Origin of the sequence: Vibrio sp. TRT 21S02 (assembly GCF_050113675.1) — a bacterium.
Classification (GTDB): Bacteria; Pseudomonadota; Gammaproteobacteria; order Enterobacterales; family Vibrionaceae; genus Vibrio.
The window spans coordinates 296,733-320,127 of record NZ_JBNJOI010000005.1; the positions used below are offsets into that span (position 1 = coordinate 296,733).

Annotated in this window: 21 protein-coding genes; 9 read left to right on the plus strand and 12 right to left on the minus strand. The window is 44.7% G+C overall.

The window, feature by feature from the left end; all coding sequences use genetic code 11:
* Positions 1 to 127 precede the first annotated feature (127 nt).
* Together speA and speB are read left to right on the plus strand one after the other, a co-directional pair.
* On the plus strand, positions 128 to 2,038 hold the full coding sequence (gene speA, locus ACQEXU_RS09085) for an arginine decarboxylase (protein ID WP_427010551.1): 1,911 nt from the start codon (positions 128 to 130) through the stop codon (positions 2,036 to 2,038).
* Entirely contained in the window at positions 2,039 to 2,974 is a 936-nt protein-coding gene (gene speB / locus ACQEXU_RS09090) for an agmatinase (protein ID WP_427010552.1), read from the plus strand.
* A gap of 60 nt (positions 2,975 to 3,034) precedes the next feature.
* Here the strand turns inward: speB and ACQEXU_RS09095 are convergent, their stop codons facing one another.
* The 3 genes from ACQEXU_RS09095 to ulaR all read right to left on the minus strand — a co-directional run bounded on the left by ACQEXU_RS09095 (position 3,035) and on the right by ulaR (position 6,586).
* Entirely contained in the window at positions 3,035 to 3,832 is a 798-nt protein-coding gene (locus ACQEXU_RS09095) for an EAL domain-containing protein (RefSeq protein ID WP_427010553.1), read from the minus strand.
* Between the two features lie 813 nt (positions 3,833 to 4,645).
* Positions 4,646 to 5,713, minus strand: a complete 1,068-nt coding sequence (gene ulaG / locus ACQEXU_RS09100) for an L-ascorbate 6-phosphate lactonase (protein WP_427010554.1) — start codon at positions 5,711 to 5,713, stop codon at positions 4,646 to 4,648.
* 117 nt (positions 5,714 to 5,830) lie between these two features.
* Entirely contained in the window at positions 5,831 to 6,586 is a 756-nt protein-coding gene (gene ulaR, locus ACQEXU_RS09105; protein ID WP_427010555.1) for an HTH-type transcriptional regulator UlaR, read from the minus strand.
* Between the two features lie 366 nt (positions 6,587 to 6,952).
* Between ulaR and ACQEXU_RS09110 the strand changes: the two genes are divergently transcribed.
* The 7 genes from ACQEXU_RS09110 to ACQEXU_RS09140 all read left to right on the plus strand — a co-directional run bounded on the left by ACQEXU_RS09110 (position 6,953) and on the right by ACQEXU_RS09140 (position 12,906).
* On the plus strand, positions 6,953 to 8,713 hold the full coding sequence (locus ACQEXU_RS09110) for a PTS ascorbate-specific subunit IIBC (protein WP_367990524.1): 1,761 nt from the start codon (positions 6,953 to 6,955) through the stop codon (positions 8,711 to 8,713).
* A 46-nt stretch (positions 8,714 to 8,759) separates the two neighbouring features.
* A complete protein-coding gene (locus tag ACQEXU_RS09115) occupies positions 8,760 to 9,236 on the plus strand; it encodes a PTS sugar transporter subunit IIA (protein WP_367990522.1) in 477 nt (158 codons plus the stop codon).
* Between the two features lie 9 nt (positions 9,237 to 9,245).
* Positions 9,246 to 9,938 carry an L-ribulose-5-phosphate 4-epimerase gene (locus tag ACQEXU_RS09120; protein ID WP_427010556.1) on the plus strand — a complete coding sequence of 231 codons (693 nt, stop codon included), beginning with the start codon at positions 9,246 to 9,248 and terminating at the stop codon, positions 9,936 to 9,938.
* 5 nt (positions 9,939 to 9,943) lie between these two features.
* The gene (locus ACQEXU_RS09125; RefSeq protein WP_427010557.1) at positions 9,944 to 10,765 is read left to right on the plus strand and encodes a Cof-type HAD-IIB family hydrolase; all 822 of its coding nucleotides are present in this window, start codon (positions 9,944 to 9,946) and stop codon (positions 10,763 to 10,765) included.
* 5 nt (positions 10,766 to 10,770) lie between these two features.
* Entirely contained in the window at positions 10,771 to 11,418 is a 648-nt protein-coding gene (locus tag ACQEXU_RS09130; protein ID WP_367990516.1) for a 3-keto-L-gulonate-6-phosphate decarboxylase UlaD, read from the plus strand.
* Positions 11,419 to 11,426: 8 nt separating this feature from the next.
* Complete coding sequence (locus ACQEXU_RS09135; RefSeq protein WP_427010558.1) at positions 11,427 to 12,308, plus strand: L-ribulose-5-phosphate 3-epimerase; 882 nt, start codon at positions 11,427 to 11,429, stop codon at positions 12,306 to 12,308.
* A gap of 169 nt (positions 12,309 to 12,477) precedes the next feature.
* On the plus strand, positions 12,478 to 12,906 hold the full coding sequence (locus ACQEXU_RS09140; RefSeq protein WP_427010559.1) for a hypothetical protein: 429 nt from the start codon (positions 12,478 to 12,480) through the stop codon (positions 12,904 to 12,906).
* An 11-nt stretch (positions 12,907 to 12,917) separates the two neighbouring features.
* On the opposite strand, the gene ACQEXU_RS09145 is transcribed toward ACQEXU_RS09140, so the two are convergent.
* The 9 genes from ACQEXU_RS09145 to ACQEXU_RS09185 all read right to left on the minus strand — a co-directional run bounded on the left by ACQEXU_RS09145 (position 12,918) and on the right by ACQEXU_RS09185 (position 23,393).
* Complete coding sequence (locus ACQEXU_RS09145; protein WP_427010560.1) at positions 12,918 to 13,754, minus strand: arginase; 837 nt, start codon at positions 13,752 to 13,754, stop codon at positions 12,918 to 12,920.
* A 6-nt stretch (positions 13,755 to 13,760) separates the two neighbouring features.
* Positions 13,761 to 14,495, minus strand: a complete 735-nt coding sequence (locus ACQEXU_RS09150) for an IclR family transcriptional regulator (RefSeq protein ID WP_367990508.1) — start codon at positions 14,493 to 14,495, stop codon at positions 13,761 to 13,763.
* A gap of 208 nt (positions 14,496 to 14,703) precedes the next feature.
* A complete protein-coding gene (locus ACQEXU_RS09155) occupies positions 14,704 to 16,449 on the minus strand; it encodes an amidohydrolase (RefSeq protein WP_427010561.1) in 1,746 nt (581 codons plus the stop codon).
* A 192-nt stretch (positions 16,450 to 16,641) separates the two neighbouring features.
* Positions 16,642 to 18,321 (minus strand): DUF342 domain-containing protein, encoded by a 1,680-nt coding sequence (locus ACQEXU_RS09160; RefSeq protein WP_427010562.1) that lies wholly within the window; start codon positions 18,319 to 18,321, stop codon positions 16,642 to 16,644.
* Between the two features lie 179 nt (positions 18,322 to 18,500).
* Complete coding sequence (locus ACQEXU_RS09165; RefSeq protein ID WP_427010563.1) at positions 18,501 to 20,195, minus strand: ATP-binding SpoIIE family protein phosphatase; 1,695 nt, start codon at positions 20,193 to 20,195, stop codon at positions 18,501 to 18,503.
* 12 nt (positions 20,196 to 20,207) lie between these two features.
* Positions 20,208 to 20,507 (minus strand): STAS domain-containing protein, encoded by a 300-nt coding sequence (locus ACQEXU_RS09170; protein ID WP_367990500.1) that lies wholly within the window; start codon positions 20,505 to 20,507, stop codon positions 20,208 to 20,210.
* Between the two features lie 9 nt (positions 20,508 to 20,516).
* Entirely contained in the window at positions 20,517 to 21,689 is a 1,173-nt protein-coding gene (locus tag ACQEXU_RS09175) for a methyl-accepting chemotaxis protein (RefSeq protein WP_427010564.1), read from the minus strand.
* A gap of 22 nt (positions 21,690 to 21,711) precedes the next feature.
* Complete coding sequence (locus ACQEXU_RS09180) at positions 21,712 to 22,752, minus strand: protein-glutamate methylesterase/protein-glutamine glutaminase (protein ID WP_427010565.1); 1,041 nt, start codon at positions 22,750 to 22,752, stop codon at positions 21,712 to 21,714.
* Entirely contained in the window at positions 22,752 to 23,393 is a 642-nt protein-coding gene (locus tag ACQEXU_RS09185; protein WP_367990494.1) for a chemotaxis protein CheD, read from the minus strand. The genes ACQEXU_RS09180 and ACQEXU_RS09185 overlap by 1 nt, the downstream gene beginning before the upstream one ends.
* Between the last annotated feature and the right edge of the window lie 2 nt (positions 23,394 to 23,395).

Sequence of the window (23,395 nt, forward strand, 5' to 3'; positions counted from 1 at the left end):
GCGCCCGACGCCACACCACTATCTTTGTAGGCGTCAGGGGTGATTTCAGGCCTTTCTGATTCACGTTTAATACCAATCGAATACTTCTAACGCATTGGTATCGTTCTCTGTTCTAGCGAGATTAGATGTGGAACAACCATCCAAATTAGACCGCGTTCGCGCTGATTACAACGTTCATTACTGGAGCCAAGGCTTTTACGGCATCGACAATCAGGGTGAAGTGTATGTTTCTCCAACCAGTGATAAAACGCACCAAGTACCTTTAAGCCAAATCGTTAACCAACTGGAAGCAAAACAGCTGAACCTGCCAGTATTGGTCCGTTTTCCGCAGATCCTGCACCAACGCGTGCACAATATCTGTCAGGCATTCAACCAAGCGATTGAAGAGTACCAATACCCGAATAACTACCTGTTAGTTTACCCAATTAAAGTGAACCAGCAGAAAGAAGTGGTAGACGAAATCCTTGCCAGTCAAGCACAACTAGAAACCAAACAACTTGGGTTAGAAGCAGGCAGTAAACCTGAACTACTCGCTGTATTGGCACTGGCACAGAAAGCCAGCTCAGTCATTGTGTGCAACGGATACAAAGATCGCGAATACATTCGTCTTGCACTGATTGGTGAAAAATTAGGCCACAAAGTTTTCATCGTATTAGAGAAGCTGTCTGAGCTTGATCTGGTATTGAAAGAAGCAAAAAGCCTTGGCGTGAAACCACGCTTGGGGCTACGAATTCGTTTGGCCTCTCAAGGCGCTGGAAAATGGCAAGCAAGTGGTGGTGAAAAGTCCAAATTTGGTTTGTCTGCTTCGCAAGTATTAACCGTGATCGAACGCCTAAAACAAGAGCAACAACTGGATGCGATGCAACTGGTGCACTTCCACCTTGGTTCACAAATGGCGAACATTCGTGATATCCGTAATGGTGTAAATGAATCAGCACGCTTCTACTGTGAATTGCGTGAAATGGGGGCCAAAATTGATTTCTTTGATATCGGTGGTGGTTTAGCGGTTGATTACGATGGCACTCGCAGTCAGTCCTCGAACTCAATGAACTACGGCTTAATTGAATACGCTCGTAATATCGTGAACACCGTAGGTGATGTGTGTCAGCAATATGGTCAGCCAAAACCCGTGATCATTTCTGAGTCAGGTCGTTCCCTTACTGCGCACCATGCGGTGTTGATCACTAACGTGATCGGTACAGAGACGTATTATCCTGAAACCGTCATCGCACCAGAAGTCGATGCACCAACGCTTATACAAAACATGTGGCGCAGTTGGGAAAACTTGCAAGATGGTAGTGACGCACGCGCTTTGATTGAGATTTACAATGACACCCAAAGTGATTTGGCAGAAGTCCACTCTCAATTCGCAACGGGTGTGCTGAATTTGCAACAGCGCGCATGGGCAGAACAACTCTCACTTAGAATTTACTATGAGTTGAACCGCCAAATGAGCACAAAAAACCGTTTCCATCGTCCAATTTTGGATGAGTTAAACGAGCGTTTGGCAGACAAGTTCTTTGTGAACTTTTCTCTGTTCCAGTCTCTACCAGATGCATGGGGTATTGATCAGGTCTTTCCTGTATTGCCATTATCGGGTTTAGAAGAGGTAGACGATCGCCGCGCGGTGATGCTGGATATTACCTGTGATTCAGATGGTGCTGTTGAGCACTATGTTGAAGGTCAAGGCATTGAAACAACATTACCGGTTCCCGCATGGAATAAAGACAAACCGTATTTAATGGGCTTTTTCCTTGTGGGTGCATACCAAGAGATCTTGGGAGACATGCACAACTTGTTTGGTGATACCCATAGTGCGGTTGTAACGGTCGACCAGCAAGGGCAATCCATCATTGAGCGTATCGATGAAGGGGACTCGGTAGAAGACATGATGCGTTATGTTCATATTGATGTAGACAAGATCCGCACCAATTACCAAGAGTTAGTTGTCCAGCGCGTTGCAAGCCATGAGCAAGATCAGGTATTAGAAGAACTTGAGCAAGGTTTACGTGGTTATACCTACCTAGAGGATTTTTAAATGAATGATTTGTTTACGAAAACTGATTATTCGCTGTACTCAAATTCAATGAGTTTTTTGCGCCGACCATACATACGTAATGCGGTTGCTGCTGATGCCGATTTGGTGGTACTCGGTGTACCACTGGATATGGCGACCTCTGGCCGCCCGGGTGCACGTATGGGCCCCGACGCAATCCGTCGTGCCTCAGTGAATTTAGCGTGGGAAGGTAAAAAATTCCCTTGGGATTTCAACGTCTTTGAAAAAATGAACGTGATTGATGCCGGTGATTTGGTGTTCGATTGCGGTGATGCAGAAGATTTTACCTATCGCTTAGAAGCCGCAACAGCTGAAATTCTGAAAAGTGGCAAGACCATGTTAGCCCTTGGCGGTGATCATTTTATCACGCTGCCAATTTTACGTGCTTATGCAAAGCATCATGGTGAAATGGCGTTGATCCATTTTGATGCTCATACGGATACCTATGCGAATGGCAGTAACTATGATCATGGAACCATGTTCTATCACGCGCCAAAAGAAGGTTTAATTTCTGCCAAGCATTCCGTGCAAATTGGCATTCGTACTGAATACGAACAAAGCGATCATGCCTTCAACGTGATCAATGCGATACAAGCAAACGACATGAGCGCTGAAGAGATTGTTGCACAGATCCGCGAAATCACTGCAGATAAGCCAGTCTATGTCACATTCGACATCGACTGCCTTGATCCTGCATTTGCTCCGGGCACCGGCACTCCAGTTTGTGGTGGATTAAACTCAGACAAGGTATTGAAGATCTTGCGTGGCTTAGCCGGAATGAACATTGTCGGTATGGATGTGGTTGAGGTCTCCCCACCATATGATCACAGTGATGTCACCGCACTAGCGGGGGCTACTGTCGCACTTGAGCTGTTGTACGCATGGGCCAGTGGTAAGGAGAAACCATCACAGCTATAACAGCTTAAATAAGAAAACAAGAAGGGGAGCAAATGCTCCCCTTCTTTATCAAATCTCATGTCACTGTGCTATGGGCGGTGCTTTTTCGGGCCGTGCTAACCAATACCCTTGGAAATAATCCACCCCATTATCCATGCAGGCATCCAGCACTTCTTTTGTCTCAATCCCTTCTGCAATCGTTCTGGCATTGATCTGCCCAGCAAGCTTAATCGCGCAAGAAATATTACTTACTACCTTTTCCGGATCAGTCATGATAATACTGCGATCGAGCTTTAAGTAATCAGGCTGGATGGTTTTCGCTCGCTCAGCCGTTGAACATTGCACACCATAATCATCCAAAGCGATACGAATGCCATGCTCAGCCAACTTGCTGATCCCCGACACCATTTGAGCATCATCACGCCCCTGAAGCTCCATGATCTCGTATGTGATTTGATCCGATGTCAGTTGATGCCGGCCAAGGTTTGAAACCAAATGATCAATCGCTGCCTGATCATTGGCAACCAATTCAAAAATCGAAGGAGCAACATTGATGAAGATCCGTGAGTCTCGATAACTCGAGCGTGCAAAGTTCAAGACATGGAGCACGGCACACATCAGCGTAACAAAAAGCGTTTCATGATCATCTTGCTCAATCGAGCGAAAATAGAGATCAGGACGATAATACTGTTCGTGTTGATCTTTGATTCGTACTAACGCTTCAACACCATGCACATTCATATTGCGGTCAAAAATGGGCTGGAACACACTGGCAAACTTGAGATCCTTGTAACTCGCGCACACACCATCTTGCTCGCAAAAGAAAATCGTTTGTTCTACGCGCTCTCGAAACACATGATAATCATAATCGATGTCCATTTTAGTTGGCCTCCAATTCGTGTGCCCCTATTCAGTTCAACCTCTATACAAAAAGTAGATCAAAGATGATAAAAATATCACCAAAAAGTACTATAAGTCAGCGCTTTAACCGAACAGCTCCTATCAGTTCATTTTAGGAAGCTGAAACGGTGATATACGTCGAATTTGTCGCATACCATGCTGCTAAATAGTCAAAACAATGCCACCTAACGCTCCAAAGACACGATTATTCGTTATTCAGTATCGGCATATCCATAATAAATCTTGATGTAAAAATGGAACTTTTTCTCACAAAAGGTGACCAATACTACACTCCTACATAAAAGTTGACAGTTTAGTGACGATTGGATTGCATTTATGTCTCATCGGAATGAATTCTGCATGAAGTTCCTATGAGGCCATTGACCCTTCGGCCGCAAACTGTTATCAAGTTCACGTAAATGTATGTAGGTGATCGTTGTTAAATACATTTATGTGAAGTAGATCGTGGATAATTTGTAGGAACACGACTACATTAATTTGGTAAAAAATAGTAAAAACAGCTAGTTACTCACTCAAAGTGAGCCCTATCGTAACGTGAGGGACATAATGAAAAAAGTAAGACGAGCTCAGTTACACCGTGTACGTATCCAATACTGGAAAGACTCACACAAAAGCACGGACAAAAAAGTCGTAACGAGCTAAACCAAGAAAAGAAGCTGGCTTTAATGCCAGCTTTTGCACATCTAGACACCAGTAACCATTCAAACCATCTTCAAAAATCCACCAGATACAAAAAAGAGGACCTCAGTCCCCCTTTTTTTACTCACCAATTTACAAAAATGCCTTAAACGGCAGCTCTGGCTCATCGATAAATATATCGCGGAACCCGCGGAAATGTTGATAATGCATTCGGCCCTTGTCGGTTGGATAAGTATATTTCCCCCCCACTTGCCAGAAAAATGGAGCAAAGCCATACTGCAACCGTTCTTTTTTCATCTTCCAAAGCACTTCGATTTCACGTGGATCATTCTGGAAATTCGCCCAAATGTCATGGTGGAAAGGCACAACCACCTCACAATCAAGTGACTCAGCCGCGCGTAAAATATCAGAAGAGGTCATTTTATCAGTGACACCACGGGGGTTTTCTCCGTATGAAAGTAAGGCAACATCAATTTGATATTCATTGCCGTGCTTAGCGTAATAGTTCGAGTAATGAGAGTCACCAGAGTGGTAAACCGAACCACCCGATGTTTCAATCAGGTAGTTCACTGCACGAGCATCCATACCATCGAGGATCGCTTTGTCAGTCGATGAAGTTCCTTCCGGCAGTGTAACTAACGCGGTACGGTCAAACGAATCAAGCACTCGAACCTTCATATCGCCAATCTCCAATACGTCCCCAACTTTAGCCACAATACATCGCTCTTCTGGCACACCCCATCCAGTCCAAAGATCAACACATGCTTGAGGCCCGATGAACTTCACATGCTCACCACAATTTTGAAGCACCGCCGCAGCCACGTTGACATCAATATGATCCGCATGATCATGAGAGGCCATTACCGCATCAATTTCTTTGATGGCAAATGGATCCATCGGGAAGATCGATGTCCGTAAGTTAGGTTGTAATTCACGTACGCCACCCATACGCATCATTTGATGCTGATGCTTCATAAAAGCATTTTTCTGCGTTTTTTTGCCTGTCCCACACCAAAAATCGATGGAAATATTGGTATTGCCTTCACTCTTAAGCCAGATCCCTGTGCAACCTAACCACCACATGGAAAAGGTATTTGGTTCAATCTCTGTATTTTCGATCTCTTCATTTAACCAAGTCCCCCATTCAGGAAAAGTATTTAAGATCCATGACTCTCGCGTGATTTCATTTACTTTGCTCATATAGCAACACCTTCTTATTTCACAAATTTTGGATGTAGGAAGCCACACACCTTTATCGAAAATAAAAGTGTGAGCCTGTATTACTTGTTGTTTAAACCCGTTAGGAGGAAGGAATCACTACACTAAGATGATCTCAGTACCTTGTGCCTGCAATGCATTTAGCACATTCGGATCAGCGTCCTTTCCAGTGATCACTATGTCGATTTTGTTGGTTGGACAAAAAAGCATGCCAGTCCGTTGCCCGACTTTGGAACTATCAACGACAACAACCAGCTTATCGATTTGTTCTAACATCTGCTGTTCAGCAACCGCAGTTAACATATCGGTTTTATATAACCCAGCTTCCGTTAACCCTTTGCCTGAGGTGAACATCCAATGGCCGGCATAACCACCCAATGAATCAGGGGAAGGGTTTAAAAAGATATTCTGTGCTCGGTTATATTGACCACCAATGATGATGACATCATCGTGATCTTCATTAATTAAATAGCTCGCTAATGGGAAATAATTTGTGACGATCTGAACATTCTCACCACACAGCTTCTGGCCAAGTAAAAACGCAGTTGAACCGCAGTTAATCACGACACTATCGCCAGGTTTACACAGTGCGGCAGCTCTTAAGGCGATCAGAGACTTCTCTTCATAATGCTCGGTGCTGTTGATATTAAGCGGAGTCCATTTCTTCTTTTTAACCTGAATACGTTCTGCACCGTTACGAACTTTCTTAAGCTTCCCCAACTCATCTAACTTTGAAATGTCTCTTCGCGCAGTAGCCGGTGAGACATTAAACGCATCGATGATATGCGCGACGTTGATGGTCTGATTTTCTTCCAGCAACGACAAGATACCGTGATGCCTTTGTACTTCATTCATGTTTATCACCTATTCTGTCATCAAGTGATTACTTAGTGATTATTTTTGACTTAATTTGATTCTATTAATCATCCAAACGATTGTCAATTTCTCTCTCAACAAATATTTGCTCTCCATCACATAAATACATAACCAACTGAAAAATAAGGATTTTATGTTTTTCAGCGTGATCAACCTACCATTTATATGGTTTTTTAAGCGACAAAATTGACAAATATCAAAATAATCACAAATGAGCATTGAATGATTACTTTTGATTGCTAAGGTTTGTTCTGTGAGCAAATACTGAGCAAATTTCAACCTTCCAATTGAAATCGCTCTGACCTACACCACAACAAAATAAAACTTAATCCTAGGGGTAAAGATATGGAGTTCCTTTACGACATTTTCTATATTTTTTACAGCCAAGTCATGACCAAAGCCCCATTGCTGCTGGGCTTAGTAACCTTTATTGGCTATTGGCTACTCAGAAGAGACAAAACCACCATCCTGAAAGGCACCATCAAAACCATCGTTGGTTTTATGTTGGTCCAAGTGGGGGCTGGTACCTTGGTCGCAGGTTTCAAACCTGTGATTGCTAAGCTGTCGGAATATCACGGCCTAACCGGTTCAGTCATTGACCCTTATACGTCGATGATGGCAACCATGGAAACCATGGGTGACAACTACTCATGGGTTGGCTATGCCGTCCTTTTAGCGCTCGGCATTAACATTCTTTTGGTGTTATTCCGTCGCTTCACTGGTATACGCACCATCATGTTGACCGGGCACATCATGTTCCAGCAAGCTGGGCTCATTGCGGTGTTCTACTTGGTCTTAGGCGCAAGTATGTGGGAAACCATCATCTACTCTGCAATATTGATGGCACTCTACTGGGGTATTTCTTCCAACATCATGTTTAAGCCGACAGAAGAAGTGACTGGTGGCGCAGGGTTTTCGATTGGTCACCAACAACAGATCGCCTCATGGATAGCGGTGAAAGTCGCGCCCAAACTCGGTGATAAGAAAGACAGTGTTGACCACCTCCAGTTACCGAAATGGCTTCATATTTTCCATGACAGTATTGCCGCAACGGCAATTGTCATGACCTTTTTCTTTGGTATTATTCTGCTGTCTTTCGGGCTTGATAACTTGCAAGAAATGGCAGGAAAAACACACTGGACAATTTTCATTCTGGAAACCGGGCTTAAGTTTGCCGTTGCCATTCAAGTGATCGTTGCGGGCGTACGTATGTTCGTCGCTGAGCTATCTGAAGCGTTCAAAGGAATTTCTGAGCGAGTCATTCCCAATGCGGTGTTGGCGATTGACTGTGCTGCTATCTACGCTTTTTCACCAAACGCAATGGTATTTGGCTTTATGTGGGGCGCACTCGGTCAATTCACCGCCGTGCTTGCCATGCTAGCATTTGATGCGCCAATCATGATCATCCCTGGCTTTATTCCTATGTTCTTCTCCAATGCCACCATCGGTGTCTTTGCCAACCATTTTGGTGGCTGGAAAGCCGTCATGAAGATTTGTTTCGTGATGGGCATCATCGAAGTCGTTGGCTCAGCATGGGCAATCCATATTTTCAACCAATACGGCACCGAGTTTAACGGCTGGATGGGAATGGCTGACTGGGCTTTAGTCTTCCCTCCAATTATGCAGGGGCTATCTGCCTCTAAAATGTTCTTCTTTGTATTGATTGCTCTCGCTTTGGTCTACATGTTCTTCGCTTCGAAAAAACTACGAGCAGAAGAAGATGCCCAAGGAACGGTTGATATCAGCGAAGAACCTGAAGTTGTTCAAGCGGTTGAGCAAGCAATCCAAGCCAGTGATGGTGTTCGCCCTGTCAGCATTCTTGCAGTGTGTGGCAACGGTCAAGGCTCTTCAATGATGATGAAAATGAAGATAGGGAAATACCTAGAGAAGAAAGGGATTCCTCATGTCATGGACTCTTGTGCGGTCTCCGATTACAAATCGAAACTCGCCACCACTGACATCATTGTTTCATCCAAACACCTTTCCGCAGAAATGGAGCCCGGTGAAGGCAAGTTTGTGCTTGGGGTGCAAAACATGCTGAATCCGAACTCATTCGGCGATGAGTTACTCGACATCATTAATAAAAACTTCGCAGAAGCAAAATAAACCTTCAGGTGCCGGTTTGGCCGGCACCAATACTGGAGATAGAACAATGGGACTTAAACAGTCATTAATCGATAACCATTCCATCAAATTACAGGCTCAAGCAAAAGACTGGCGTGAGGCAATCAAGATTGGCACCGACTTACTGATCGCTTCAGGTGCCATACACCCTTCTTACCATCAAGCCATTATCAGTAGTGTTGAAGAGCTTGGCCCTTATATTTGTATCGCCCCAAACCTCGCCTTGCCGCATGCTCGACCAGAAGATGGTGTGATTAAAACCGCTTTTGCCTTAGTCACACTAGAAACGCCTATCTATTTCGAAGGAGAAGACGAGCCCGTTGACGTACTGATCACGCTAGCTGGGAGTTCTTCCGATGAACACATGGAAGGGCTGATGGAGGTCACCCAAGTCCTCGATGATGAAGAGAGTGAAACCGGTGTCGACCTTGATAAATTGCGACGCTGTCGTAGCGTTCTGGATGTATTCAATGTGATTGATGATGCTCTGGCAACCCATGCCTAAGGAGAAATCATGTATAGCGAACTTAAGCAACGTGTCCTTGAAGCGAACCTAAAACTGCCTCAGTACGGTTTGGTAACCTTTACTTGGGGCAACGTATCTGAAATTGACCACCAGCGACAAGTGATCGCCATCAAACCCTCTGGGGTTGAATACGATGGTATGAGCGTCGAAGACATTGTAGTGGTCGATTTGAACGGCAATATCGTCGAAGGAACGCTGAATCCATCAAGCGATACTGCCACTCACATCGAAATCTATAAAGCATTCCCAGATGTTGGCGGCGTAGTACACACTCACTCACGTAGCGCAACGATCTGGGCTCAGGCTGGCATTGATATTCCAGCGCTTGGCACCACTCACGCCGATTATTTTTATGGTGATATCCCCTGTACTCGCAAGCTCTCTCACGAAGAAATTGCGGGGGAATATGAGAAAAACACCGGATTAGTCATCGTGGAAGAATTTCGCCAACGCAAGATAGACCCAATGGCCGTTCCCAGCGCTATTGTCGCCGGCCATGCACCTTTTTCGTGGGGCAAAAACGCGCATGATGCGGTCAACAATGCTGTCGTATTAGAAGAAATTTCTGCCATGGCGCTGGCTACCCGCTCACTAAATAGCGGCATCAAAATTCAGCCCGAACTTTCTGATAAGCATTACCTGCGCAAACACGGTGAAAATGCGTACTACGGCCAAAGGTAATCCACATGTATAAAGTACTCGCGTTAGATTTAGATGGAACCGTGCTCACTGATGACCACAGCATTGATCCAGACGTTAAACAAGCGATTCAAGACGCACAGCAAAAATGTCATGTGGTGATTGTGACTGGCCGTCACCACACCGCAGCACGCCCTTATTACGACGAGTTGGGCTTAACTACTCCCATTATTTGCTGTAACGGGACGTATGTTTACGATTATCAGAATAACCAAGTGTTAAAGCAAAATGCCATCGACAAAAACGACGCACTCAATTTCATTGCGTTGGCGAAAGAGTTTCAGGTCAAGCTGGTGATGTACATTACCGACGCCATGACGTATTCAAACTTTAACCCTATCACCTACATGGAAGCGCTAGAAAAATGGGCGAAAGCTTCACCTAGCCGAATACCGCCCAACATCTACAAAGTGGATTCCTTTAGCGCTGAAGTTCATCGCACTCAATATGTGTGGAAGTTTGTTGTTGAAGGGCTACCAAGCTCCGTTGAACGTTTGCTAGAAAACGCTTGGATACGTGACAAATTCAATGGCGAACGTTCATGGTCTAACCGAATCGATTTCGCCTCCAAGGGGAACAGTAAAGGCTTAAGGCTGGCTGAATACGTGACCGAACTGGGATATCACCCTAATCATGTGATGGCGGTCGGCGACAATCACAATGATATCTCAATGCTGCAATACGCCAGTCTCGGCGTTGCCATGGAAAATGCCGATGACACCGTCAAATCCCATGCCCAACTCATATGTCCAACCAATAACAACAGCAACGGCTTAGCCGATGTGATACGTCATAACATTCAAGGATAACATTCATGACTAAACCACTTATCCAAATCGCTTTGGATCAAACCAATCTCAGCGATGCAGTCGCTGTCGCCAGCAACGTACACAGTTATGTTGATGTCATTGAAGTCGGAACGATTTTGGCGTTTGCTGAAGGCATGAGCGCCGTCTCCACCCTACGCAATAATCATCCTGACCATATTTTGGTGTGCGATATGAAAACCACCGATGGTGGTGCCATTCTCGCTAAAATGGCCTTCGAAGCTGGAGCAGATTGGATTACGGTATCTGCAGCTGCGCACATTGCAACCATCTCCGCCTGTAAAAAAGTCGCCGATCAATTCAATGGGGAGATCCAAATCGAGATATACGGCAACTGGACTATGGAAGATGCCAAATCTTGGGTTGATTTAGGCATCACACAAGCCATTTACCATCGCTCGCGTGACGCCGAACTGGCGGGAGTCGGCTGGACGGAACATGATTTAGATAACATGCGCCAGTTGTCTGCATTGGGACTTCAGCTTTCAATTACCGGTGGTATTGTCCCAGAAGATATTTATCTGTTTGAAGGAATTCAAGCCAAAACCTTTATTGCCGGACGTGCATTAGCAGGAGAAAAAGGAAAAGAGACGGCAGAGGCACTAAAAGCACAGATCCATCGTTTCTGGAACTAGGAGGCAATATGTTTAACAACTTACAACGCCACCGAGTGGGTTTGTATGAAAAAGCACTACCGAACGACATGAGTTGGAGCGAAAAACTACGCACAACCAAAGAGCTCGGCTTTGACTTTCTTGAAATCTCCATCGATGAATCCGATGAACGCCGTCGCCGCCTAGATTGGGATGACCAGACCATTTACCAACTTCGACGTCAATGCGAGCAATATGAGCTTCCTTTGCATTCCATGTGCTTGAGTGCACATCGCAAGTTTCCTTTTGGTTCTGCCGATCCTGCGATTCGTGAACAAGCCGTCATCCACATGGAAAAAGCCATTGCACTTGCCTATAAACTGGGGATTCGAACCATTCAGTTAGCTGGATATGATGTTTATTACGAAGCAGCCAGCCACGAGACCCACCAGCGTTTTATCCAAGGTATGAAGCATGCGGCGCAGCTGGCTGAGCGGGCGGGTGTCATGCTAGCCATTGAGATCATGGATACCGACTACCTGAACTCTTTGAGTAAATTCGAAGTGCTAAATCGGCAAATCAATTCACCATTTTTTACCGCCTACCCCGATGTCGGCAATATTTCTGGTTGGAATTATGACGTCTGTACTGAACTGGCACTCAGCAAGCCTCATATTGCACAGATCCATCTCAAAGACACGTATCGCGTAACCCCAAACTATCAAGGACAATTCCGTGATTTGGTCATCGGTGAGGGTGACGTTAACTTTAATGCCATTTTCCAGACCTTAAAACAGACAGACTGCGTTGTACCATTGGTGATTGAAATGTGGGCACAAGATGAACACTGGCTAGAACAAATACATATGGCACAAGTTCGTCTGAATCAAGCATGCGCCAATGCGCAACTTCCTAAGCTTTTTACCACCTAGCGGTCACATCAAACTATTGCGATAGCGAAAATCATTCTCCCTGCTTGGGGAATCCACAGATTTCATTCCCTCGAGTGAATTCTGTGGTCTTTTCTCCCATTAGTTGACTTCAATCCGGCCATAGCGCACAGTGACGTTGTTGTTCTTAACTTATCTCGCATTGATACCAATGAAACTTCTCCATCTACAGCTATTCTGGTTTGAAAAACATCACACGTTACTCGAGATGGAAGATCTGCCGACGCTCACGCCGACTCAAGAAAAGGAGCTCAAAGAATGGGTCAGCAAACGCCGGAAAATACTCAGTTATGAAGTGCACCCGCAGCCTTGGGTTAAGGTCAATATCGATGGCTTCTCTTCTCAGATTCAGCTCAAACCCAATGGAACCTTGACTGAAGTCGATTTATTTGGCGAAAAAAAGCTTAAAGGCCTATGGAAAATCAATGAGGGTTTTCTGTTTATTAAGGTCATCAGCGGGGAGTTCATTGTCGAATACCAAATTGTCGGAAATGCAGACAATAACGTCCATTGCGGCATGGAATACATCAATGGACGCTTAAGTACCTACAGCAAGTTCATGAAATTAGCAGAGAAATAATACCAATCACATCACGCTGCAACTGGACGGCTTGGCATCATCGTCGCTAGGTTATCTAAAATCAGTTTGGTTGCTCGACTGTAGATGTGTTTGTCCTTACAGCCCACCAATTGAACGTACTTCACCTTGCCCGACATCATACATTGACGGATCATGCGCAGCACCATCTGCACATTAAGGTGTTGATGACTGTCTACCCCATTTTTAGGAAGCAGTGATTCTAAATCAATATCGATGATCAGCTGATCACAATGACCAATATATCCACCAAGTAGGTTTTTCAGTTGAAACCGATGGCGGAAGTTGCATTCTTCATTGGTCATCCAATTACAACCTTGATCTTCTGCATACTCCAACATGGTTTCCTTTTGCCTTGAAGGATCAATCCCTAAACTAAACAGACGACTCTCAGAAAAACGCGCCAAGGCAAAATGGTAGGCAGAGCCTAACTGAGGCTCAAGCGATTGTTTTAACTGAAAATCGTTACCAATGCTGACGATGCCAGTTTCAACCCGAGCATGTGAGATCAACGGTAGCACATGCAAGACCGTCTCATGAGCATTGGTCAAAACAACCGGAAGCTGACCGTTACCCAATCGCGCTGAAAGCTCATTTTGTAATGGCTGAGCTTGGTGATCAGACAACACAAAGTGCGTACCCAAACAATAGGGCTGACTGCTTTTTCCCGGATACAACCAATCCGCCACTGATTCTAATGCTTGCTCGGCAAATTCAAACTCCACCAATGTCATCGGTTTATATGACTCACATACGGTTAATAGTACTGCGCCATGGTGATGATAAGGAGCGTGACCGTGTGTTGCGATTCGTTTGAATAAGCCTAGCATGTTGAATTACCTTTCAGGAGGCAGCGCACGAGCTGCCTGTAATACGTGCAAAATGATCCTTTGTTTATCGGTTTCTACACGATGAACGGGTGCCATGATAGTGATTGCACCAACGAGCTTAGTTCCCTTCATGACTGGAGCACTGATACCAGAAACACCTGGATCGATTTCAGAAGTACTCACCGCATAACCTTGGTTACGGATCTGCTCCAACTCTTGGTACCACACATCCAGCTGGCTTTCTTGGCCAAAATAGCGCAAGATTTTTTCGCACCGCGCCGCAGGCATGTAAGCCAGCATCACCTTAGATGATGCGCCTTTTAAAAGCGGCTGGCTCTGCCCTTCAACGTAGCTACATCTCAGTGCTTGCATGCTTTCCTGTCTGCTCACGCACAATGCGCGATAGCCAACTGGCACCATGAACGCTGCCATCTCACCCGTTTGTTTCTGTAACCGAGTCAGGACGACTTTAACGGCTTCAAGGTTGTGTGGGCTCGTTTCATAGCTACGCATCAATAGCAACGCTGCTGGACCGATGATCAAGGTCTTGTCGTATGGACTTTCTTCAATTAAGTTCCATTCTTTGAGCATTTTCAGGTGACGGTACAAACTGCTGATAGGTACACCCAGCTGCTCACTCAAAACCTTTGCGGTCACTGGCTCATCATTCACTGCAACTTGCATAAGCAACTGCAAAATTTTCTCGTTAACTTGTCCGGCGTTTTGCTTCATCGTGTTCATTCTGCTTTGTATCGTTATTCGATATTTCTAATCAAACTGTATTCCTACCAAGCGAGAATACCAAACAATTTAATAGGTCATTTTCTTACTGTGAGAGAATTAAACACAATAAAAGACGCCCCTTAGTATTAAACAATCACCTAGAGAAAAAGATAAAAAAAACAGCAAGCGAAATGCTTGCTGTTTAAACGTATTAAGAAACGCAGAATTAGTGACGTTGATAAACCACATTTCCTCGGCTAATCGTCTGCTCCACTTTCAGTTTTTTCAGATTTTTCGATTCAACTTTCAACGGGTTTTTATCCAAAATAATCAAATCAGCGTTCTTACCCACTTCAATAGAGCCTTTAAAGTCCTCTTCAAAGTGCTGATATGCTGGCCAAATCGTCATAGCTTGTAATGCGGTATAGGCATCAACACGCTGTTCTGGCCCCAATACTTTGCCTGTTCGGGTTGTACGGTTCACCGTTGCATCTAGTACTCGGAACGAATCTGGCAGCGCGACAGGCGCATCGTGGTGGGTGCTGAACATCAAACCTGCGTCTCGAACCGCTTTTGTTGGCGATATAAAATCGGCTCTCGGATGCCCAAGTACTGACTCTGCATGCCAGTCGCCCCAATAGAAGGTGTGCATTGGGAATAACGATGGGAAAATGCCTTGCTCTGCCAATCGATCAATTTGATCCTGACGAATAGTCTGACCGTGGATCAATACAGGACGACGATCCAGCTTACCCAACTTCTCATTTGCTTTGGTTACCGCATCAATGAACTGCTCAATCGCCGCATCACCATTGGCATGAGTCAGCACTTGCCAGTTATTTTTAAACGCTGTTTCGACATACTGGTAAGCTTGCTCATCCGTAAAGGTTGAGTAGCCTGCATAGTCTTTCCCCTGACCATGAGGTGGGTGGAAATAAGGCTGCGTTAACCAAGCGGTTTTACCTTGAGGCGAACCATCAAAGTTAAGTTTGACGCCTCCAATACGGAAATGTTTAGTATACGTTGGGCTGTTGTACTCAGAGTCCATGAAGCCGCTGCTAGACACCATATCTGCATACGCCACTAAATCGATCAACAATCGACCATCGTTCGATGCTCGTTTCATCGATTGATAGCCTTCTTCCGTTGCACGGCCTTCTTGAGCTGTTGTATAGCCATATTGAGCATACATTTTCTGCGAGGCTTCCAGCATCATGTCTTGCAGCTCAAGATCAATGCCTTTGGACAGATTGAACACCATGGCAAAATGGGCATTTTCTTCCAGAACACCATTTGGTTCTTGTGAGCCTTCCATACGGCGAATAATGCCACCGCGAGGGTTTTCTGATTTGGCGGTAATACCTGCAAGTTCCAGCGCTTTTGAATTCGCAACGCTTAAGTGACCAGAAGTATGGATGATCAGTACCGGTTTATCTTTACTCACCTTGTCTAAATCGTCTTTGGTTGGGTAGCGATCTAATTGCGCATCATCGTAACCAAAGCCTAAGATCCAACCTGTTTTTTCGGTAAACAGCTTTGCACTTTCATTTTGCTGAGATGCTTTGAGCACATCAATCAGCTTTTCAACAGTGTCAACTTGACCATCCGGAGGCGGCAATACATTGGCGACCATGGCTTGTAGGCCAACACCATAAACATGACTATGCGCATCAACAAAACCCGGAAGCATGGTTTTTCCATGCATATCGACAAGCTTAGTCTTGCCGAATTTGTAATCCATCGCGCCTTCTTTACCACCTGCATAGACAATTTTCTCGCCAGCAACCGCAATCGCCTCAACGTATTGCGGTGTATCGCCCGCCATTGTCAGAATATCACCACCATAATAGATGCTGTCTGCCGCCGTGACTTGAAAAGGCTTTGCCACTGCTTTTGGTTTCTCGACATCTTCGGTCATACAGCCACTTAACGCTAAGCCGGATAAAGCAATTGGAATCCAGGTTGCTTTCATCTTTAAACTCCTGATTGTTTTAGTTATTTCAAACAGTTTAGATAACCAATTCGACATTAGGGTCACCATTCTGTTTTTATTGCTCATATTGCTGTCGATGAGACAAATCGACACTATCATTCTCGAAATTGAGGACAAAAAAACCGCGCTGTATGCGCGGTTTCTATTCAAATAGATGATAAACACGGCAGATCACAAATCTTCATCAAACGCTTCATCTTCAAGCAATGAGCAACACTTAATTTCGAATTGGTTAAAGGTAAACTTGCTCGCACCATGTGTCCGTTTGGTAATGACTTTTTCTTCCCCAAACTGAATTGTGACGTGAGTAAACACTTTGTTTTTGGCTTCAACGATATTCTCTACCAGTAGATGTTCTAACTCTTCATCATTTTGATCTCGAACCAGCTTAGCTTGTTCAAGGCGAGCATTGGATTGCTCTTTCATTTCGTCAATTTTCTTCTGAGCCTCTTCCGTGCGCTCAGCTTTAGGTTTTTTCTTAAACTCCAATTCTTTACGAACCACATTCATCGTGGCTTCTTGGGCTTGCGTATACTGCTCTTTCAGTTTTGCTTGCTTATCTTTTAACGTTTGATAGCGAGCAAATGCGTGCACGTGTGTTGCGGTATCTCCTTCTACACCGAGATTCACACAACTAATCTTACCTCCCACCTTCGCAATGCCACCACTTAGTGTGCCCTGACGCTCTGTTTTGTCACACACGGTCAGGTTATTGCCGCAGCGCAATTCATTACTCATGCAGTGGACAGCCAACTCAATATCTTTAGCTGCCTGCAGCTCAGAATATTGAGCGTAGTTAGCGGTAATGGTACCGCCAGATTTCACGATACAGCTTTTTTTATCGCCTTCCGACACTGTATGGCCAATGATGCCTTTCGCGACGGAGACATCCCCCTGCACTTGCACATCGGCTGATTCAATAAAACCACCGACGGTTAAGGACCCCGTGACGCGAACTACCATGTCAGACTCAATGTCACCACGAACAACCACATTGCCTTTAAATTTCACGTGGCCAGTCGCAACACCAATCGTCTGCAGACAAAGTGCATCTTCCACTTCTACGGTACGTTCTTTGATTACGGGCATCCCAGAAACAGCGGCTACCAACATGTTTGGGTCTTCAGAAGAAATGACTGAGCCTTTGCTTGCCTTGAGAACTTGATCTTTGCCTGGTTTAGGTGGAATCACTTTGCCTTGCACCGTCATTCCCGGCACACCTTTGGTCGCAGGTACTCGTTTCATTAAAGGCTGGTGAATATCAACCGTAATGGTTTCGCCTAAATCCAGCATATCCACTTTGCCATCATCATCGTGTTCTTTTGGCGCTAGGATCTGCTTGGTTGGGTCTTCAACCATAGGAATAAATTTGGAATCCTGCCCTTGAATCGGGTCTTTCCCTTTTGCGACAGGTTGAGTGAACGTTTCCCCGGGCTTAAGTTGATGGCTCATCACCAACACTTTCTTGAGTGCCAGTTTATTGATGCCTTTGGCCACACTGGCTGTGGCTAGCGCTTGAACTATTTGAGGCCCACGTAACGGCTTACCTTTATATGCACCAGTCACCATCATACTGGCTAACATATCGTGTTCGCTCAGAATAACTTCAACTTGAGCATCGCGTATTTCTGCAATGTTAAGGCCGACGTAAGCTTCACCTTTCATGTCTTTAGCGAAATTAATAAAGCGAGTTAGTTCATCCTGAAGCACATAAAAATCGCCAGCACCTATCTCACCCAGAGCTTCTGCTAAGCCTGAGTCATCGAAAGTGGCATTGACTGTGATATCCGGAGATAACTTTGCAACAACTGCCTGATTATTATCAGATAAACTGACGATTTGCTTCCACATACAACTACCTGTGATGGCCCAACATCCTGTAAATATACCCAAGCATATTTCGAGAGGTTCGTTCTAAAAATACTACTTTGGTACCAGTGTATTTGAATCACTTCGATAACAGTATCATATGTGTAACAAATTCAGGCCTACGTCACCTCTTCCCCTATTTACACTGTAAAAAATACTCGTTACATCGAGCTTGGGAAGTGATGTTTGGCGTCAAAACTGTATATCGCCTCGACCTGTTTCCCTTCTTTTGAATACCTTATCGAATCACAAAGTTCCGAAGCAAGAACAATACCACGTCCATGCGTCAAGGATTTATCAAGCTTCATTACTTTATCATAGTCAAAGCCTTCACCATTGTGTTCCATGATCATCTTCAGCTGCTTAGTTTCTGGGTGATAATCTAAACTCAAGCAAACCCAGACATCATCATCGAGTGCCTGTAAACGCTCTTCTCTCATCTGATAAAAAGCGAAAAATCCATCGGGCTCATCTTTTATCTTTGAATCCAGTTTGAGTAATCCGTGCTCAACCGCATTGGCAAATAACTCAGACAAAACTGAACACACTAAATCTAAATGAGCTCCACCATTAACTATCCCGACTAAGAACTGACGCACTTCCGTCATGATGGTGACAGATTTCAATACCGCTCCAGTAAAACGCAATGTCGATTGAGTAGGAATGTGGCTCATATAGTGGGTAGCCTTCGACGGTGTCGCATCATGGGCATTTGAAATCGGGAACTGCATGGAAAGAATAGATAAATCATCCCCAACCGATTTATTGGCAAATTTACTGACCGCTTCATACAAGGTTGGAATAATAGGCTTACCACTTACCAATACATTTTCCAGTCGCTCTTGACCAAACAGTTCGCCTTCGGTGTTCATCGCTTCAATGATGCCATCGGTATAACAAATGATTTTTTGCTCCGGCTCTAATTTAAAATGAGCCAGATTGGTTTCAAATTCTTCGGGTTTAAGCACGCCAAGTGGCATGTGGTTTGAAATAAGTCGGCGAACAATCGACCCATCTGCATCGAGAATATACGCCTCCGGTAGCCCACCACCCCACCACGTCACCTCAAATCCATTTGCTCGTATTTCAAAAATATTGGCGGCAAGCATCATCCCCATAGGCAGAAACTTCACTAATGAGTTGTTGATTTCCACAACGATCTCACCCAGAGACAATCCTTTCTCCGCCATAGAGAAAAAAGCACGAGTAGCGGGAATTGCCGATATCGCAGCGGGAAGACCATGTCCTGTGGCATCTGCAATCATCACATAAACGCCGCCATGAGGTCGGTTAGCCACAACAATCAGATCACCATTAAAGATGGTCGACGGTGTCGAGATGTATTCAATGCCATAGATTTTTTTGAGCTGAGAACTCATTTCGTCCATGAGGTTCGTAAAAATAGACTCTGCAATGGCATAATCGTAGCGAACCTGCTCGTGGAAGTGCTGCAGCTCATCACGCTGATCAGTGACTTCATTGTGCATGCGAACAATTCGATAATGCGCCTGCACTTTTGCCAGTAGCACACTGCGTTCAACAGGCTTAAGAATAAAGTCGTCTCCAAGAGACAAACAACGCTCAAAAGAATCATGGTCGTCTAAAACGGTGAGAAAGATGATTGGAATATGTTGTTCGGGGAATGCCTGACGTATTTCGTGGGCAGTGGTAAAGCCATCTTTTACTGGCATCATGACATCCAGCAAAATCACATCAGGTAAGGCTTCCATCTGTTTCATGGCTTCAACCACACCTTCACCATTTTCAAACGTATCAATATGGTCTGCCATGTGGTTGAGCATAAAGCGACATAACTCTCGATTGGTCGCATGATCATCAATAATTAATACGCGCATTGAGCCCCCTCACTATTCGATTTGAAATTTTTTATCAAATCGCGATATCAACAGGATCTTTCTCACCTGAGGCAAAGTGTTGGTGATACGAATCATGCCATCATCCTGATCGAGGTAGTTATGCATGTTCAGCAGCATCCCAAGCCCAGCACTATCGATATAGTCCACTTTGCGTAGATCAAGAGTAAAACGGTAATCCCGGCGCTCGGAGTAGCAGCGACGAAAATCTTGAACCAGACTAAAACCAAAGGCTCCCTCTATAGCAATGACCACTTCCTTCTTATTCGGATCGACTTGCGCTTCTACTGTCATAATTTCTCCTTAGAAAAGTTCTACTTCACCTTCTTCTATACTGACCTGAGAGGCCGCTGGCGCACCTCGGTTTTCGAGTTGTTGATACAATTCTTCTACCGCAGAAGTAAATTCTGCGGGGGTAAGTTCAGCCATAGCGAGCTGCTGAACCGTCTCTTTCAAAGCGCTTAAAAAGGCTAAAGATTCTTTGGCATAATCACCCTGCTGCACCACAATATCGGCAAACTGTAATGCTCGAATTCCGTTATCGACATGAATGTGTAATTCATCCCCCACGCCTTTGATTTTATGGACTTCTTTTTCCACTTCTTCATTAATGCGCTGAACACCACGCAGCATGCTGTCTACTTTTTCTTTTGATTCAATAGCATCAGTCATATCAATCGAGGCCATTTCACCAACGGTTTTATTGGTTTCCACCACCGTTTTTTGAGCAATGCTGATTTCATGTTCTATTTGGTTATTTAACTCTTCAGCACGAACGGAAAGGTTACGCACTTCTTGAGCAACCACAGCAAACCCTCGGCCATGATCCCCAGCACGAGCGGCTTCAATGGCTGCATTTAAGGCAAGAAGGTTCGTTTGCTCTGATAACCCCCTTACTTGTTCCAGTAGTTTAAACACCGTATCGAGCTTTTCTGACATATCGTGAATGCTGTGCACTGCGGAGATACTTTTCTCAGAAATATTGATTAGGGTGTCAACAAACTGGGTAATAATGGCTTCCGTCTTGGGGAGTACTTGCGTTATATCGAATTCACTTTTTTGATTACCCAGTAAGCTATCAACTAGCACAGAGGTCACATGCCCTTGGGTTTCTGCCAGTTTTTGCATTTCAAAGTAACTGGTATTGAGCGTCTCTACCGATTCATCAACCACACTGCGCTGCTTATCTAACGTGCTTTCAATCTGATGATTAAGCATGTTGAGTACGGGATCTGTTTTACGTAACACACTAAAATCCGTGATGTTATCGATTCCTCCGTCGATGGTTGAGCTTTCTGTACTAACTGCATTTGAATTTGAGAGCGGTAGGGTAAACCACGGAATAGCTGCAACAAGAACCATGCTCATGACTAGCCATACTGAGCTGGTGTACAACAACCCAAATGACAACAAGGAAATTTGTAAGCCCAGACAGAGCGCATATCTTTTTTGTTTTGCCAACATTTTTATATTCATTATTAAGCCTCTCGTCCATCCGTTAATCTGTTGCTTGTAATAGGTCACAAATGGCTTGTGGTATATGATTAAGATCGACAACTTGCTGCACCGCGCCAATCTCCGTGGCTACCCTTGGCATTCCCCAAACAACACATGAATGCTTGTCTTGAGCAATTGTTTTTGCCCCACGCTGTTTCATCCGTAACATTCCTTTTGCACCATCTTGTCCCATTCCGGTGAGAATCACGGCAACTGCGTTCTCACCTACCGTTTCAGCGACGGCATCAAACATGACATCGACGGAAGGTTTATGTCGATTTACAGGGGGACGATCATCAAGCTGGCAATAGAGATGGCTACCTCTTCTGATAATAGTGAGGTGTTTGTCTCCCGGAGCTAAATAGGCATGCCCTTGTATTAAGGGGGCACGTTGTGAAGTCAGCTCCTGAACAGGGAAAGCACTGTGCTCATTTAAGCGCTGAGCGAACGATCCACTGAACATAGCGCTGATATGTTGAGTAATAATGATAGGTGGTAATCCAGCAGGCAGTGCAGACAATACCTGCCTGATTGCTTCCGTTCCTCCCGTCGACGCCCCAATGGCAATCACTTCCATTTTTGTTTTACTCGGAACATGTATGGCTTTAGGTACTGCTACCACTTTTTCACTGTGTGCTACGTTTGCACCTGCGGCGGTTTTAATTTTTTCAATAACAAGAGATTTATAATCCACCATCTCTGCGGTTCGATCCGCATCTGGCTTTGGAAAATAGTCGACCGCTCCGAGCTCTAAAGCCTGCAAGGTTGGTTCTGCACCATGCTGAGTTAATGTTGAAATCATCACCACAGGCATGGGCCGTAAACGCATTAAGTTTTTTAGAAACTGCACGCCATTCATGCGCGGCATTTCAATATCAAGCGTCAGTACATCAGGATTGTGTACTTTGATCATTTCACGCGCTTGATAGGGATCTTCAGCCGTAGCGACCACTTCAAGTTCTGGATCAGAATCGATCAACTGGGCCAGCAACGCCCTGAATACTTGTGAATCATCGACAACCAGTACTTTGATTTTTTTCATTAAAACAACTCCACATCATCATCGTGAGGACGATGGCTTTCCTTGTCTAAATCACTTGCGTATTTTTCTTCTTGATGCTGAACCTGATGAACTTCGTTAAATGGAATACGTTTTAACCATGCTTTCCCTGTTAATGGATCAAACATAATTTTTCTTGGCTCCATACCTCCAAGATCATGAGCCTGAACATTTAAGTTTTCTTGCTCAACGTATGCGAGAATAAATTCGACGTTCTTGGCGCCTATCATTGAGTAACGACCAAGCATCTGCGCCCCACCAAATAGCTTTACTTTGAGATTGCTGCGATTCGCTCCTTTTGAAATGAGCGTGTTACAAAGCAGTTCCATGGCATGGCTACCATAACGTGATGCTGTAGAAACAATTTCATCCGGGTGCCAGTGCCTTGCTTGGTTTTGGTTGTCAAACGGAAGAAGAAAATGATTCATGCCTCCAACGCGATTTTCTTCATCCCACATACAAGCCGCAACACAAGAGCCTAAACCTGTACAAATCAGCTCTTTCTCAGAGGTGCAATACAAACCTCCAGGATTCACTTTTACGATATGCGTCTCTCGTACCGGATGAAAAAATCGGCTGTAGTGGGTGTTGTTATAAGGTGTTTTCTCTGCGCTATGGATCATAT

What these genes read in the sequence shown, in the direction of transcription:
- ACQEXU_RS09110 (WP_367990524.1), top strand. Translation starts at nt 6,953, where the DNA reads ATGGAGTTCCTTTACGACATTTTCTATATTTTTTACAGCCAAGTCATG.
- ACQEXU_RS09150 (WP_367990508.1), bottom strand. Translation starts at nt 14,495, where the DNA reads ATGAACACGATGAAGCAAAACGCCGGACAAGTTAACGAGAAAATTTTG.
- ACQEXU_RS09135 (WP_427010558.1), top strand. Translation starts at nt 11,427, where the DNA reads ATGTTTAACAACTTACAACGCCACCGAGTGGGTTTGTATGAAAAAGCA.
- ulaG (WP_427010554.1), bottom strand. Translation starts at nt 5,713, where the DNA reads ATGAGCAAAGTAAATGAAATCACGCGAGAGTCATGGATCTTAAATACT.
- ACQEXU_RS09180 (WP_427010565.1), bottom strand. Translation starts at nt 22,752, where the DNA reads ATGAAAAAAATCAAAGTACTGGTTGTCGATGATTCACAAGTATTCAGG.
- ACQEXU_RS09120 (WP_427010556.1), top strand. Translation starts at nt 9,246, where the DNA reads ATGTATAGCGAACTTAAGCAACGTGTCCTTGAAGCGAACCTAAAACTG.
- ACQEXU_RS09095 (WP_427010553.1), bottom strand. Translation starts at nt 3,832, where the DNA reads ATGGACATCGATTATGATTATCATGTGTTTCGAGAGCGCGTAGAACAA.
- ACQEXU_RS09155 (WP_427010561.1), bottom strand. Translation starts at nt 16,449, where the DNA reads ATGAAAGCAACCTGGATTCCAATTGCTTTATCCGGCTTAGCGTTAAGT.
- ACQEXU_RS09170 (WP_367990500.1), bottom strand. Translation starts at nt 20,507, where the DNA reads ATGACAGTAGAAGCGCAAGTCGATCCGAATAAGAAGGAAGTGGTCATT.
- ACQEXU_RS09130 (WP_367990516.1), top strand. Translation starts at nt 10,771, where the DNA reads ATGACTAAACCACTTATCCAAATCGCTTTGGATCAAACCAATCTCAGC.
- speB (WP_427010552.1), top strand. Translation starts at nt 2,039, where the DNA reads ATGAATGATTTGTTTACGAAAACTGATTATTCGCTGTACTCAAATTCA.
- ACQEXU_RS09145 (WP_427010560.1), bottom strand. Translation starts at nt 13,754, where the DNA reads ATGCTAGGCTTATTCAAACGAATCGCAACACACGGTCACGCTCCTTAT.
- ACQEXU_RS09175 (WP_427010564.1), bottom strand. Translation starts at nt 21,689, where the DNA reads ATGAATATAAAAATGTTGGCAAAACAAAAAAGATATGCGCTCTGTCTG.
- ACQEXU_RS09165 (WP_427010563.1), bottom strand. Translation starts at nt 20,195, where the DNA reads ATGCGCGTATTAATTATTGATGATCATGCGACCAATCGAGAGTTATGT.
- ulaR (WP_427010555.1), bottom strand. Translation starts at nt 6,586, where the DNA reads ATGAATGAAGTACAAAGGCATCACGGTATCTTGTCGTTGCTGGAAGAA.
- ACQEXU_RS09185 (WP_367990494.1), bottom strand. Translation starts at nt 23,393, where the DNA reads ATGATCCATAGCGCAGAGAAAACACCTTATAACAACACCCACTACAGC.
- ACQEXU_RS09125 (WP_427010557.1), top strand. Translation starts at nt 9,944, where the DNA reads ATGTATAAAGTACTCGCGTTAGATTTAGATGGAACCGTGCTCACTGAT.
- ACQEXU_RS09160 (WP_427010562.1), bottom strand. Translation starts at nt 18,321, where the DNA reads ATGTGGAAGCAAATCGTCAGTTTATCTGATAATAATCAGGCAGTTGTT.
- ACQEXU_RS09140 (WP_427010559.1), top strand. Translation starts at nt 12,478, where the DNA reads ATGAAACTTCTCCATCTACAGCTATTCTGGTTTGAAAAACATCACACG.
- ACQEXU_RS09115 (WP_367990522.1), top strand. Translation starts at nt 8,760, where the DNA reads ATGGGACTTAAACAGTCATTAATCGATAACCATTCCATCAAATTACAG.